This window comes from Cesiribacter sp. SM1, assembly GCF_020178975.1.
Classification (GTDB): domain Bacteria; phylum Bacteroidota; class Bacteroidia; order Cytophagales; family Cyclobacteriaceae; genus Cesiribacter.
Genome location: NZ_JAHXBU010000091.1, coordinates 354,135 through 368,728, shown reverse-complemented (window position 1 = coordinate 368,728; position 14,594 = coordinate 354,135). Strand labels below are relative to the sequence as shown.

The following is a 14,594-nucleotide window of genomic DNA, read 5'->3' as shown; positions in this document are numbered from 1 at the left end:
TTAAAACAGAGCATTCGGTGGTGGCGCACGTACACAGCCCGCGCCAAAGCTTTTTCTTTGCATGGTACTTATAAAAAAGCTGCGCGTATTGCTGTCTGGCAACAGTGATACCACAAAGCAGGCAGCTGTAGTGCAGTAATTGTAACCATCAATTCTCTAATATTTTTTGTACAATGAAAAGTCTCTTTTACCTCTACCTGCCTTTGCTGGCAGCGCTTCTTTTACTTTTTACCTCCTGTGAGGAAGATGATGTAGCTGATCCAAGCCCTGAACCCCAGGTACTGAACAGTATAAGGGCTGATACAGCGCTCGAGGATCTGTTCAGTGGTGAAGAAATACCTGATTACTATGTGAACGATGACATCATCATTGACGCAAAACTAACCATTGCACCTGGTGTGATCATTGCCGTTGGCCAGGATAAAATGATTACCGTTACCTCAAATGGTAGCCTTATTGCCAATGGAACAGGCCGGGAGGGAATGATTAGCTTCAGGGGGAAAACACAAACGCCTGGTTTCTGGCGTGGTATTCTTATCAACTCACAAACGGGCCAGAACAAGCTGGATCATGTTCAGCTAATGCACACCGGCAGCCGGGAGGTTTTATCAGGTAAAAAAGCAGCTGTTGCCTTATTTGGCGGTAATGTTACAAACCCGACCAGCTTAAACCTGATTGCCTGCTGGTTCCATCAAAATGCTGGCTACGGGCTGTATGTAGAAGAAGGGGCAAGGCTGGAGCAGTTCACAAATAATGCATTTGAAGATAACGGCCTTGCCGGCATAGTTTCCGCTGCAGAGCAGGTTTACAGGATTAACGAAAACACCAGTTTTGAGGAGAATGGCAGTGCAGATGTAGAGGTCTATTCTTCTACCATAAAAGGCACCGGTGTTTTAAACTGGGCTGGCTTTAAATACAGGATCACCGCAGCAGATGGCCTGCTTGTAAAAGGCGGCTGGAAAATAGCGCCCGGAGCCTCGCTTGAGTTTGCAAACAACACTCATGTAAGGGTAGATGCAGCGGCTGGCTCCTACATCAATGCTGTAGGTACTGCCAACAGTAATATTACTTTTACCGCGATCGATAAGCAAAAGGGTGCCTGGAAAGGAATAGCCATTTACTCCGCTCATGACTCTAACCTGCTGGAGCATGTGGAGATCACTTATGGCGGCAGTACCCTTATCGATGGTCAGAGGGCTAATTTATATGTGCTGTTCGATAATAAAGTGGCTGTTCGTAACTCAAAGATCGGGCAGAGCGCTGGTTATGGCATTTACCTGAGCCGCGAGGCCTCCATCAACAACGATTTTGCCGATGCGAATGAGTTTGTAGCCAATACCGCAGGCACTTTTTACAAAAGTAACTAATAGCAGAACGCCTCTTGCAGAGCGCCTCATTTCTGTACGTTTTTCAACGAATCCATACTAATTTTTATGACTCCCAAGCAAATCAGTAAGCCTGTTGTATCACAGCCTGCCAGTGCTCATGCCAGACAGCTGGCTGTGAAGAACAATTCCATATTTAAAAGCAGCCTTGAAAATAGAACGCAGCCTTTCCGCTTGTCTTGTGCGCTTTTGTGGCTATGCCTGCTATGTGTTGTACTGATGAGCTGCGAAGACGATACCGCAATTAAGCCTGCCCTGCCAGCGCCAGATGCAGATGTAATCAGCGGAACTGTTACTGCAGCGAGTGGCCAGACAGTGGCAGACACCTATGTACTGGCCTGTTTTAACAATGACTGTGATGATAACAGGACAAAGTTTGTACAGCTGGAGCAAAGCCAGCAAAGTGCCGCATTTGAAATAAAGGAACTAGCGGCAGGTAAGTATGGCATTATTGCCTGGAAAGACAATAATGCAAACTTGGAGGTAGATGCCGGCGATGCTTTTGATTTTTTGTCAGACAATGGAAGCCAGCCTAAGCTGGTGGCGCCCCCGCTGGAGCATGTAGCACTGCAGCTAAAGCCCTTTGCAGGATCAGGAGGCGCAGTGGGTGCTGGTACCATATCTGGTTCTGTATCCGTTCCGGCAGGTGCCAGCTTAGGTGGTACGCTGGTAATTGCCTGCCAGTGGAACGGGTCTGAATGTGTGGAGGCAAGCTCCCAGGTAACAGAAGTAGCAGGCAATGGTACCTATACTTTTTCGGGTCTTGCATCTAAACCTTTCTTTGTAATTGCCTGGCAGGACCTGAACGAGAGCGGAGAGATCGACAATGGAGATCTTTACGGTATCCACACCAGCGGGGGAGCAACAGCCTCTGTGCTGCCGCCCTCCGGCAGCATCGATATCGCCATGGCCCTGATCTCCAACCAGGGAAACAGTGGAGGAAGCAGTGGCAATGTGCCTGCTGCACTGCTTGGTGACTGGATTATGGGAACCGCCAGCCCCGTAGATTTTTATAATCCTGCAACTGGTAGCTGGGGAGCGCCCAGTGGTAAAGGCCTCTACCTGCAGCTTCATGCAGATGGCAGCTTTGCATTAAGCACCGTTATACAGGTAACCAACTATAACTGTACAACCCAGATCGCTACTTTCTACAGGGGTGCGGTGGTTGTTGAGGGAGTACAGCTAACCCTTGAACCTTCTTACACCCGCCAAAAGCATCACAGTAACTGTTACACCCATTTGAATTCAGATAAGGAAGTGCCAAGCACACCGCTGCCTTTTAGCTGGCGAATGGATGAATATGCTAACGGGGCAGATAAACTGGTACTGATCTGGCCTGATGGTGAAGAATATGAATTTTCAAGGCCATAGGCAACAGGAGGAGGCAAAGTAGTGACCGTCTGCTCTAACAGCATAAACTTACTTACTGCATGTCCGATTTTATGAGGTTATGCATAAACCATAAGTCATCCTAAATTTTTAAGAAGCTAGAATTTCTAATAAGAATGGCCTCTGGAGATATCCAGAGGCCATTCTTATTAGCAGTGTAGTATTTGCGAACGTAGCGAAGCGGAGTGTGGGGGCCGCCCCGCGGCAATCTGGAATCTATGCGCGTAGATGCCAGATTGCCGCAGCGGCTGACTGTTTCGTCGTGCCTCCCGGGTCTCGATGGCTCGCAAAAACTAATAACCTTGAAGCAAAAACAGCCTTAGAATAGCATCCAAGGCTTTTTTTGATTTTTCAACCCAAACCAAAATTCGGGATAATTCATAACTGCAATGGGTCTTTTTTGTGAACCTGGCAGCATGCTGATTTGCTTCGCTTGCAATTACCTACACGACAAAGGATAGATGGCCATGGCAAAGTGCTCTTTCCAGGATCTTTTATTAAAATTTTTCTATGTTCCGGAATTCAGAATAATTCATATTTACAGCAAGTCTTAAAAATGTTGGTGTAGGAGTGTTTGCGGCGCAAGATCTGCACACTATATTTATACACCCTGCTTTACCTTTGTATTGTTACATTAAAGCATCTGTTTATGATCAGGGAAGTGCTGCACCATATAACACACCACCTCGATGAGGAGATCTCGCTGGAAAAGCTTGCCCGGCTAAGCGGTTACTCGCCCTTTCACCTGCACCGCAAAATAAAGCAGGAGCTTAATGAGCCTGTGGGCAACTTTATTAAAAGGCAGCGGATGGAAACAGCCGCTTACCTGCTGGCGCTTACAGAAGTGCCTGTTTCGCAGATAAAGCTCCTGGTGGGCTACAACAACGACAGCGCTTTTTCCCGTGCTTTCAGGGAGATCATGCACAGCTCTCCGCGTACCTACAGGGCCGATAATATGTACAAAAGTAGTGTTAATGCAACGGAAGGCTACCTGTCATTAACTGCTAAAAAAGTAAGAATAAGTGAACAGCCGGCCCTGCTGTTTCCGAGCCTGGGCAATTACTTTACCAGCGAAATTTACAAAGTCTGGAAAGATGTGGAAGACTACCTGCTGGCCGCTGGGCTCAGTAAGGATGATTTTGAGTACTACAGTGTGATGCACAGCTGCCAGAATGTTAACCCGGGTATGAACAGGTACGATGCAGCAATTGTACCCAAAGCAGGAGTGCAGCTGGAGAAGAACAGGTTTTTTCAGAGCCAGCTGCCCGGCGGTAACTTTGCCTGCTATACCTTTTGCTGCCCGGTTACAGAATACAGGAATACTTCTTTGCAGGTTGGCAGGCACCTGTTTGAGCATTCATTGTACCAGCATCGCGAGGGAGTGTCTTATTTTAAGTACTACGCACTGCCCAATTATAAAAACCCCGATAACCAGCTGATCGACTGGCTGGTACCAATTCAGTAAATATTGTATAATGGGCATGCTGTTGTTCATCCTGCAAGGGTTAACCAAGTAGCCTTGTGCCTCCTCTTTTCTTCAGGCAGTACCATCCACGCTAAAGTCACTGCCACAGTGCAGCACTAAATAAAGCTTTACCCGAAAATTTCCCTAATCCAGGGAGAGCAGGTGAGGACTGCCCTTGCTGTACAATGCTGCCCCCAATACAGTACTACTCTGGAATGGCCTGTCTGCTGCAGGAATATCATCCCGGTAACAGGTGCTTCACCACATCATTCACACCGACCCGACACTTTAAACATTAAACGTCAATACCCATGAACCTGCACAATTATCTTCAACGCATCAGTTTTCTTCAGCCAACAGCTGTATCTGCAGAAACCTTAATAGCCCTGCACCGGGCACATGTGCTGCGGGTGCCTTTTGAAAACCTGGATGTGATCGCTAAGCAGCCAATTATCCCCGACCAGGAGTGCTTTTACAAAAAGATAGTGGAAAACAGGCGTGGCGGTATCTGCTACGAACTGAACGGACTGTTTAAGGCGCTACTCGACAGCTTTGGCTTTGAGAGCTATTTTATCTCCTGCAATGTATTTGTGCCAGCGATAGGCAGCTATGGAGCAGATTTTGGACATATAGCCATTATTGCCGCTGTTAAGGGGGAGCAGTACCTGGTAGATGTAGGCTTTGGTGATGCTTTTATTGAACCCCTGAAGCTAAGCTGGGATGTGCCCCAATACCAGTATGGCGTTTATTATAGGCTAAGTCGCCTGGAGAAAGGGGAGGTGCTGCTGGAAAAGTCCGAAGATGGTATACAGTACCGGCAAATGTTCAAATTCAGCCTTAGGCCCCATGCGCTGCATGAGTTTGCAGAAATGTGCCGGTTTCACCAGGAGTCTCCGCTTGCGCCCTTTAACAAGCAGCTGCTGTGCACCCGCCCAACGCCTGATGGCCGCATTACCTTAACCAGCAAAAGCCTCATCGTCAGCGGTAGTAGCGGAAGGGAGGAATCCGTAGTGAAAAGCTGTGCTGAATTTGATGCTTTACTGGCACAGTATTTCGATATGCGCCTGCAGCCTCTCTCCGTTTAGCTAAGCAGCAGGAGTGGCTAAAGGTGTTTCCTGTGCAGGCAGCTGCCTGCAGGAACAATAAACATGAATCATCCCGAATTTTGATTTGGGAAAAAACAAGCAAAAGCAGCCTTGGATGCTATTCCAAGGCTGCTTTTGCTTTAAGGTACTAGTTTTTGCGAGCCACCGAGGCCCGGGAGGCACGACGAAACGGTCCGCCGCTGCGGCAATCTGGCATCTACGCGCATAGATGCCAGATTGCCACGGGGCGGCCTCCGCACTCCGCTTCGCTGCGTTCGCAAAGACTGTACTGCTAATAGAAGTGGCCTCTGAAAATCTCCAGAGGCCACTTCTATTAGGAATGCAAGCTCCTTAAAAATTCGGGATGATTCATGTTATTCGGTTAGGTATGTATCAGCTATTTCAGGGGTTTCAGCCGCAGAATTTTGCCGTTATCCTGGTCGGTAAGCACCCATACAGAGCCATCAGGGGCCTGTACTACATCGCGTGTCCGCACGGCCAGTGGAATGCGCTCTACCTCTTCGGCCTGCTCTCCATTAACCTCTACCCGAACAATACCACTGCTGGTAAGTCCGCCAATTAGCATGCTGCCCTGCCATTCGGGATACATGGAGCCGGTGTAGAAAATCATTCCGGAGGGTGATATTGTAGGAGTCCACTGGATTACAGACTGGGCAAACTCAGGGCGGGTAGGCGGGTTAGGGATTTTCGATCCATCGTAGTTATCCCCCCAGCTAACCACGGGCCATCCGTAATTCTTTCCTGCCTGCGGCTGGTTGAGCTCATCGCCTCCCATAGGACCCATTTCTGCAACCCACAGCATATTAGTGGCGGGATCATACGCTGCACTTTCAATATTGCGGTGGCCGTAAGACCAGATCTCGTCTTCTGCATTCTGCTGGTTTACAAAAGGATTGTCATCTGGTACAGAACCATCGCGGTTGATTCGCACAATGGTGCCCAGGTGATTGGAAAGATCCTGGGCCGGGTCGAACTTAAACCTTTCTGCCATGGTGAACATAATCTGGCCCCCGGGAGTAAAAAGAATGCGGCCACCAAAATGGTTAGGACCTTCCACCTTGGGCTCCTGCCGGAAGATCACCGTAAAATCTTTTAGCTCGTTACCCTCCAGCCTGCCACGGCCAAGCGCCGATGAAGCAGTGTTGTTCTCGCCCGGTTCGGCATAGGAGAGGTACACATAGCGGTTTTGCTCAAAATCCGGATCGAGCGCTACGTCCAGCAGTCCGCCCTGGCCTTTGGCAAACACCTTCGGAACTCCTTTCAGGGGCTTGGACAGTTTATGGTTGGTATCGAGTATTCTAAGGTTTCCAGCGCGTTCTGTTACCAGCGCCCTGTTATCCGGCAGAAAGGCGATGCCCCAGGGGTGCTTCAGGTTGCCGGCAATTTCCTCAATTTCAATAGAGCCGGCCTGTGTTTCTACCGTTGGTTTCTGGGCTATGGCAGGTACAGCCATCAGTAAGAGTAAGAGTAGTGCTTGTGATACAATTCTTTTTGCAGATGTTTCCATAGTTCATGATTAACTGTTTCCAGATAGTACTGCTTTGCAAGTAGTACTTTAACCTGATAACCAGACTTAGGGGCTGATGTTCGGAACAGGCTGGCCTGGCTGATCTGTGGATGATTGGTAACTGCCAGGAATTGATTTGTTTCATCGCTGCCCATAGCAGGGGGCAGGACTACAAAGTGCCTGTTAACAAGGTGCAGCACCTGGTGCTGCACCTTGAATTCCGCTGCCGGAACTGCAAAAAAAAAGCAGGAGACAGTCCTGTGACTATCTCCTGCCAAATATTATTAAATCATGCACTTTCTGGTTTTACATATCGTGTAGTATTGGAGCGGCAGGCTAATCCGTTGCAGTTTTGCCTGCCGGCAACGTGCTTACTGGGGCGATTGGGTTTTTTCGAAATCAAGGCTGGTGCCGTCTTCATAAGGAATGCGAAGTATGGTTTTGCCGCCTTCCTGCACCAGGCTGTAGCCGCTGTATTCGGGCTTGTGTTTTGGGTAAAGATCATCTTCACCGTATTCCTGCTGTACGCCCCAATCGGCAGGTTGTGAGCTGCCACAGCTGTAATAGCGCCTGTAATTGCCATTGGCCGAATAAAATTTAAAGCTTTTGTTTTGGGTATCGAAAGTTACAGTGCCCTTGCGGTAGCCCAGAATCTGATCTCTGCAGTAGTAAGAAGTGTTGGTGTAGTAAAAGTATTCTTCAGCATTGCCGTTGGCATACAACTGGTAGCCCAGCCCAATTTCATAGGCCTGCCCGGCATAGCTGCCGTCGTAGTCATTGAAGCTCGACATGGAAAAGGAGCCAGCCTGCCAGAAACCTACCAGTTCAGCAGGAACAGCCGTTCTGGGGTGGTTGCCAAAGCTGGGGTCAGGTTTGCCTGCATCAGCTGTATCATCTTCGCAGGATTGAAAAGTAAAGGCGCAAAGAGCCAATAGCATCAAAAAAATGCGGGTGGGTTTCATGGTTCTGAAAATTGAAAATAGTTTGTTATAAAGTTTAGAGACAGCGCTACTTACCGGAAAGCCTGTAGCTTAATACACAGCTGCAGCAAAAATCCTGTGCAAAGATTGATGTAAGCTTGTGGATATAAAATATGATTTTGTAGGAATACTGCTCTTTTTTATGTGGAAGGTATTTTTATGATTTGAATGTAAAACCAGGCCTGGTAACAAACCACTAAACAATCTGTAGCTGTTTTTCCTTACTTATGCTAACTGGCCAGAATGGCATTTATGTTGGCTTATGAAGGACCTGAAAAACAGCTATAAGGATGCTGGGACTATTAGCGCTCCCGCCAGCACCAACACCGAAAGCAGCAGTAGCACTACCACTGCAGCGGCAGCACCAAAACCAGCGCTGGGCATGTTCGATGCCATTGCGGTTATTGTGGGTATTGTTGTAGGTGCCGGTATTTTTCGTACCCCTTCGGTGGTGGCAGCCAATGCCGGGAGCAGCAGCATGTTTCTGTTCACATGGGTTTTGGGTGGTGTTGTGTCGCTGATTGGCGCCCTGTGCTATGCCGAGCTTACCACAACCTTTCCTCATGCTGGCGGCGATTACCATTTTCTGACACGTGCTTTCGGCAGAAAGCTGGCATTCCTGTTTGCCTGGGCTCGCATGAGTGTGATCCAGACGGGTTCAATTGCGGTGCTTTCTTTTATCATCGGAGATTATCTTTCGCAGATTTACAGCATAGGTTCCCTATCGTCGGTACTGTATGCCGCAGTGGTGGTGATAGGATTAACAGGCATTAATATTATTGGGGTAAACTTTGGAGCAGGTACGCAGCGCCTGCTGGTAGTGCTAGAGATCCTGGGGGTGCTGACTATTCTGGTTGCCGGATTTTTCTTTGCCCCTGCGGAAACAGCCGCTCCTGCCGAAGCTGCCGCTGATCCCGCTCCCGCTACGGGTAGTTCGCTGGGGCTGGCCATGGTGTTTGTACTGCTTACCTTTGGTGGCTGGAACGAAGCCGCCTACATTTCTGCAGAATTGCGCGGAGGCCGAAAGAGTATGGCCAAAGCACTGCTCATCAGCATTGGTATTATTACAGCCATATACCTTTTGATAAACCTTGCTTTTTTAAATGCCCTGGGCCTTAGCGGCATGGCTCAGTCAGATGCGGTGGGCAGTGACCTGATGCAGGTAACTTTTGGTGATGCGGGGGTGGTGCTGATTGGCCTTATCGTTTCTGTGGCCGCGCTTACCTCTGCCAATGCAACCATTTTTACCGGCGCCAGAACCAATTATGCCCTGGGGCGCGACTTCAGGATATTCAGTGCCCTGGGTAAATGGAACGAGCAAACCTCCTCGCCGGTAAATGCCTTTATTGTGCAGGGTGCCATAGCGCTGGCCCTTATTGGCCTGGGCCTGTTAACCCGCAACGGCTTTGAAACCATTGTTGAGTATACGGCACCGGTCTTCTGGTTTTTTCTCTTGCTTGTAGGGGTTTCACTTTTCGTTTTGCGAAAAAAGGAACCTGAACGGGAGCGGCCTTTTCGTGTTCCCCTTTATCCTGTAACGCCCCTGGTCTTTTGTCTCACAAGTGCCTATTTACTCTACTCCAGCCTGATGTACACCGGTCTGGGTGCCCTGGTGGGTGTAGCCGTATTAGGCGTGGGTGTGCTGCTGTTACTGGCTTTGCCGCTCATCAACAAAAAGCTTAAGCCAAACATGGCAGAGAAAGGCTAAGCTGCACCAGCATGCGCGGCAGGCTTTTGCAGGTGCCTGGCATCAGTGCAGGCATAAACAAGCTGATGAGCGAAGAATATCATTTGTTAATCAGCAGCAAATATTAAAACAAGAAACAGGCTTTCATGTTAAGCAAATTGTGTGAACAGGTGCCGGTTGGATAGTGGAGCAAAAGGGCCATAGTTTGTATCAGGTGCATATTATTATATACGTTAATGATAAGAAGATGAGAACAACTAAAAATCTATTCTGTACGCTTTTGATGATCCTGTGCGCTACTGTGTTTGTTTCGGCGCAGGTAACCCGACCTGTTCAGAAAGATGTGCCTTATGTACCCACCAGCCAGAAAGTGGTGGAAGCCATGCTTGATCTGGCTAATGTGCAGGGAAATGATGTGGTATACGATTTAGGTTGTGGTGATGGCCGCATCGTGATTACCGCAGCGAAAAAACATGGGGCCACCGGCACGGGTGTAGATATCGACCCGGTACGCATTGAAGAAGCAAATGAAAATGCACGAAAAGCAAATGTTACCGATAAGGTGAAGTTTGTGGAAGGCAACTTATTTGAAATGGATCTGAGCGATGCTACTGTGGTAACGCTCTACCTGCTCCCCAGTGTAAACATGAAGCTGCGCCCACAATTGCTCGAGCAGCTTAAGCCTGGTACCCGCATTGTTTCCCATGCTTTTGATATGGGCGACTGGGAGCCGGAAAAAACAATTAAGGTAGATAACTCAACCATTTACTACTGGACGGTTCCCCAGAAAAAGTAATAAGTGCATAACAGGCATGCCTGCAGCCTGACCCCTTTTAGGTCAGGCTGTTTTATGTTGCCCCTTACAGGGCTGGCGGCTCATTTTCTAAAGGAATGCCGAAAGCAACAGAAAGAAGCTATGCTTAAAGATGAAATCCCAGCCCCCACTCAATAACATTTGCTGTTCTGGTATGGGCCAGCAGCACCGCATTGGCAGAAATATTTCTGGTAATGGCATAGCGCAGGCCGTAGCGCTGGTAGTAATTGGGAAACAGCCTGTGGGGCTGGTGCACATAGCGGCCCAACTGAAATATAAAGGAAAGATTGCTTAGGTGCAGCTCATGGCCAATGGTAACCCCTGCCATTCTGGGGTCTATTCTACCTTCAGGAACGGCTAATGCCTGGTTGATGTACTCCTCGCGCAGGGCAGTATCAAACCTAGCATCTACTCCTACCAGAAAAGAGTTGGTGTAGCTAAGCCTTTTGCTTGCATAGAGCGACAGGTTATAAACACGGTGCTTGCTGTCTATGCGCAACACCTCTTTTAATCCCAGGCCCAGCCGCAGGTTTAGCTGGATGCTTCTGTCAATGGCTGTTGTTGTGGAATCTATAAATTTAACCGGCTTAGCCTCCCGGAGCTGATGCCGCACGCCCAGGCCCACCAAGGGAAAATTCATGCCGTTGTTGGGCTGGTTAAGGCCACCATTGGAGAAGTGCCTGAAGGCCAGGTTAACATTCATATAGCTGCGCTCAGCAAGGGGAAACTCGTAGCGCAATGTGCCACGCAGTGCAAAAGTAAGCCTGCTGCCTATGGCCATATTCCCCTCATTTACAAGCGGGGTGTAGTGGCGGGTGGAATAGACCAGGCCCGTACCAAAATTAAAGTTAAGGCTGCTCCTGCCCCAGGCCAGGATTGATTTATCGAGGTAAGCAGTAAGGGAAAGTGCTTCTCCAAGCTCGTCGGGAACGCCGTAATTGTAGTAGGAGAGGGCAAATCCAATCCGGGGTAAGCCAAACTTTTGTTCCCACAGCCGCTTGCCCAGCGTATGCCTGTTGGCGTACAGCTCTATTCCAACAGGGTGGGTAAAGTTAACAGTCTGAAGCCCGGCCCTGTAGCGGAACAGGGCACCATAGTACCCATTCAGGCCTACAGACCATGGTTCCTTCCCGGGCTGGTTTCCAGCCTGTGCAAGTGCTGCTGGACTACTAAACAGGCATCCCAGACAGAATAAAAACAAAAAGGGTACTGCCTTTCTCTTGTAAAAATGCATCTCCTGTTACTTGAATAGCCGATTAGACTATAAAAATTTAAGCAAATAGGGTCGCAATTTAACAATAGTTTGTTACACTAGCCCTAATTCTGGCAGTATTTAGCTATATACTTGATGGTCAGTTTTATACTGTGGCAGGGCTATGTTATTGCTGTCAGCAGGGGTTTTATATAAATCTCAACATAAATGCGGTTCCTACACCTTCTTCAGACTGTACCTGTATGGTGCCGCGGTGGAGCATGATAATTTGTTTGCAAAGGCTAAGGCCTATGCCGCTGCCCTGCTTTTTGGTGCTGAAAAACGGGATGAAAATCTTCTCCAGCACTTCTTTCGACATACCCGTGCCATTGTCGGCTACTTTAATTTCTACCTGCTTATCGTTTACCTGGTAGGCCGCTAGTACCACCCGGGCATCGGAACGGTTTTTAGTGGCTTCTATGGCGTTCACCAGCAGGTTGATCAGCACCTGGTCCAGCAGGTTGGGGTCGGCCTGCACACTTATATCCTGATCCTTGAGGTTGATCTCCAGGCAAATATTTTTCTGCATCAGGGTAGGCTGCATGAGCCGGTGCAGGTTAGCAAAGAGTTCTTTCAGCGATACTGTTTTCAGGTTCAGGGTAGTGATCTTGTTGAGGCTGCGGTAGGTTTCTGCAAATTTCAGCAGGCCCTCGCTTCTGCGCTTAATGGTGCTGATGCCTACTTCCAGGTCTTCCACATCTTCTGCGGTAGCGCCATTAACCATAGATTCCTGCAGGCGGTTCTTCAGGGTATCGGCCAGTGAGGAAATGGGGGCTATGGAATTCATGATCTCATGCGTCATAACGCTAAGCAGCTTTTGCCAGGCTTTTGATTCTGTTTCGTCCAGGGCCTCGTGTATGTTCTGGAATGCGATAAGCTTATACCTTTGGCCGTCGGTCTGGAAGGCAGTTGCAGAAAGCAGTACTTTTACAGCGTTTTTATCAGAATGTGCAGTGGCTATTTTGCTGTCGCCTGGTTTCAGCTCCTGTATTTCTGCTTTCAGGTCGGGGTCTCTTTTCTCCAGGGAGTTTATGGTGCGCAGGTAGGGCACATGCAGCAGTTTTTTCAGCGACTCATTCATCCATACCACCTCACCGCTATCCAGATCGTAAGAAAGGATGCCGGTATCTACCAGCTCCAGTATCTTCTGCAGGTAGTGGTACTGGGTTTCTTTTTCTTTGCTGATGGTCTTGAAGGTGGTATTGATCTCGTTAAAGCCCTTGCGCAGGTCCTGCAGCTCAACAGGCGCATGCTTAACATCAAAGTGCCGGGAAAAATCGCGGTACTGGATGGATTCTACAAACTGCCTGAGCTCTGCCTGGGCCTTGTGCTGAAAGTTAATAAGCTCCCACAGCTGGTAAAGAGCAATGGGCAGGAGGATAATACCATAAACAACACGCTCGCTTACCAGCAGGTAGGCGGTAATGCTTAAGGTAAAGAAGAGCATGATTACCCTGGCGCTAAGCCGGGCTTCAAAGCTTTTAAAGATCATACTTGCTTAAGCGACGGTACAGGGCGGTGCGGGTAATACCCAATTCTTTGGCTGCTTTGGAAAGATTACCCCCGCTTTTTTCTATCACACGCAGAATGGTTGCTTTCTCCAGCTCCTCCAGGTTGGTTTCCTGCAGCAGGGCTGCTTCTGCCGGTGCCGATTCTATTGGAGAGAAGATAATGTCCCTGGCATCCAGTACATGGTCGTCGGCCATGATCACGGCTCTTTCAATGGCATACTGCAGCTCCCGTACATTTCCCGGGTAGTGGTAGCCTACCAGTTTATCTACAGCGGCTTTGCTAAGTTCAGGGGCCGCCTTCATGTACTTACTGGCGTATACCTCTATGAAATGATTTGCCAGCAGCAGTACATCCTTACCCCGCCGGCGCAGGGGGGGCACCATCAGCTCTACGGTGTTGATGCGGTAAATAAGGTCTTTGCGAAAGCGGGCCTCATTGGCCAGATCGGCCAGTGAAACGTTGGTGGCGCAGAGCAGGCGCACATCTACAGGTATGGGCTCGTTGGCACCCACCCTGATCACCTGCCTGTTTTGCAGCACACTGAGCAGCTTAGACTGCTGTTGCAATGAGATGTTACCTATTTCATCCAGGAAAATAGTGCCTCCGTTGGCAGCTTCGAAGCGACCGGGGCGGTCTTCACGCGCATCGGTAAAAGCACCTTTTTTATGCCCGAACAGCTCACTTTCAAACAGCGATTCTGTGAGGGCACCCACATCTACTTTTACAAAGGGCTTGTCGGCCCGCAGGGAGTGCTGGTGAATGGCTTTGGCAATCAGTTCCTTACCGGTGCCATTCTCTCCCAGGATAAGAATGTTGGCATCGGTAGGGGCTACCTTGCGCATTTTATAGAGGGTATCCTGCATGGCTTCCGATTCTCCGAGCAATTCGGAAGTAGCCGACTGCCCATTGCCCGCCGCCGCACTGCCGGCACTTTTGCCTTTGGGGCTTACCGCTTCCTGCAGGGTGGTCATCAGCTTTTCGTTATGCCAGGGCTTTACCACAAAATCATAAGCACCTTCTTTCAGGGAGCGAATGGCCAGGTCAATATCGCCATAGGCCGTGATCATGATCACGGCAGCTTCTGATTTCAGCTCTTTAATCTTGCGGAGCCAGTAGAGTCCTTCGTTGCCGGTATTGATGGAGCTGGCAAAGTTCATGTCCAGCAGGATCACATCAAAGGCGCGCTGCTGGAGCAGGGAGCGGATGTGCTCCGGGTTTTTTTCAGGAATGATCTCCTTTACATGGGGCTTCAGCAGCAGGCGAACGGCCGTCAGCACGTCGGTATCGTCATCCACTACTAAAATAGAAGCATTTTTTAATTGCATACCCTAAATATCTATAGTTATTGAAAGAGCTACAACTGTGCCACACCTGCAACAGGCTGAAAACAAGCCAATATCTGTTTTCTTCAAAAACAGAAGTGTATCAAAACCGCACACCTGTTGTGCGATATCGTACGCCAATATAGTTTACGGCCTTTGTAATTGCTTAAAAATC

Annotated in this window: 11 protein-coding genes; 6 read left to right on the top strand and 5 right to left on the bottom strand. The window is 49.0% G+C overall.

Going from position 1 to position 14,594, the window contains the following annotated elements:
- Positions 1 to 173: 173 nt before the first annotated feature.
- The 4 genes from KWJ01_RS19315 to KWJ01_RS19300 all read left to right on the top strand — a co-directional run bounded on the left by KWJ01_RS19315 (position 174) and on the right by KWJ01_RS19300 (position 5,324).
- A complete protein-coding gene (locus tag KWJ01_RS19315; protein ID WP_224998700.1) occupies positions 174 to 1,367 on the top strand; it encodes a hypothetical protein in 1,194 nt (397 codons plus the stop codon).
- A gap of 66 nt (positions 1,368 to 1,433) precedes the next feature.
- Positions 1,434 to 2,756, top strand: a complete 1,323-nt coding sequence (locus tag KWJ01_RS19310) for a hypothetical protein (RefSeq protein WP_224998698.1) — start codon at positions 1,434 to 1,436, stop codon at positions 2,754 to 2,756.
- A 667-nt stretch (positions 2,757 to 3,423) separates the two neighbouring features.
- Positions 3,424 to 4,239 carry an AraC family transcriptional regulator gene (locus KWJ01_RS19305; RefSeq protein WP_224998697.1) on the top strand — a complete coding sequence of 272 codons (816 nt, stop codon included), beginning with the start codon at positions 3,424 to 3,426 and terminating at the stop codon, positions 4,237 to 4,239.
- A gap of 311 nt (positions 4,240 to 4,550) precedes the next feature.
- A complete protein-coding gene (locus tag KWJ01_RS19300) occupies positions 4,551 to 5,324 on the top strand; it encodes an arylamine N-acetyltransferase (protein ID WP_224998696.1) in 774 nt (257 codons plus the stop codon).
- A gap of 397 nt (positions 5,325 to 5,721) precedes the next feature.
- Here KWJ01_RS19300 and KWJ01_RS19295 read toward each other — a convergent pair whose 3' ends face one another.
- Positions 5,722 to 6,852: a PQQ-dependent sugar dehydrogenase gene (locus KWJ01_RS19295; protein WP_224998695.1), complete on the bottom strand. Its 1,131-nt coding sequence runs from the start codon at positions 6,850 to 6,852 to the stop codon at positions 5,722 to 5,724.
- A 371-nt stretch (positions 6,853 to 7,223) separates the two neighbouring features.
- Positions 7,224 to 7,814 (bottom strand): hypothetical protein, encoded by a 591-nt coding sequence (locus tag KWJ01_RS19290; RefSeq protein ID WP_224998694.1) that lies wholly within the window; start codon positions 7,812 to 7,814, stop codon positions 7,224 to 7,226.
- A gap of 280 nt (positions 7,815 to 8,094) precedes the next feature.
- Here KWJ01_RS19290 and KWJ01_RS19285 point away from each other — a divergent pair, with 280 nt between their 5' ends.
- Positions 8,095 to 9,540 (top strand): APC family permease, encoded by a 1,446-nt coding sequence (locus KWJ01_RS19285; RefSeq protein WP_224998693.1) that lies wholly within the window; start codon positions 8,095 to 8,097, stop codon positions 9,538 to 9,540.
- A 226-nt stretch (positions 9,541 to 9,766) separates the two neighbouring features.
- Complete coding sequence (locus KWJ01_RS19280) at positions 9,767 to 10,315, top strand: cyclopropane-fatty-acyl-phospholipid synthase family protein (protein WP_224998692.1); 549 nt, start codon at positions 9,767 to 9,769, stop codon at positions 10,313 to 10,315.
- A gap of 124 nt (positions 10,316 to 10,439) precedes the next feature.
- Here the strand turns inward: KWJ01_RS19280 and KWJ01_RS19275 are convergent, their stop codons facing one another.
- From KWJ01_RS19275 to KWJ01_RS19265, 3 genes are all read right to left on the bottom strand, one after another.
- Positions 10,440 to 11,534 (bottom strand): acyloxyacyl hydrolase, encoded by a 1,095-nt coding sequence (locus tag KWJ01_RS19275; protein ID WP_224998691.1) that lies wholly within the window; start codon positions 11,532 to 11,534, stop codon positions 10,440 to 10,442.
- Between the two features lie 199 nt (positions 11,535 to 11,733).
- The gene (locus tag KWJ01_RS19270) at positions 11,734 to 13,077 is read right to left on the bottom strand and encodes a PAS domain-containing sensor histidine kinase (protein WP_224998690.1); all 1,344 of its coding nucleotides are present in this window, start codon (positions 13,075 to 13,077) and stop codon (positions 11,734 to 11,736) included.
- The gene (locus tag KWJ01_RS19265) at positions 13,067 to 14,422 is read right to left on the bottom strand and encodes a sigma-54 dependent transcriptional regulator (protein ID WP_224998688.1); all 1,356 of its coding nucleotides are present in this window, start codon (positions 14,420 to 14,422) and stop codon (positions 13,067 to 13,069) included. The genes KWJ01_RS19270 and KWJ01_RS19265 overlap by 11 nt, the downstream gene beginning before the upstream one ends.
- Between the last annotated feature and the right edge of the window lie 172 nt (positions 14,423 to 14,594).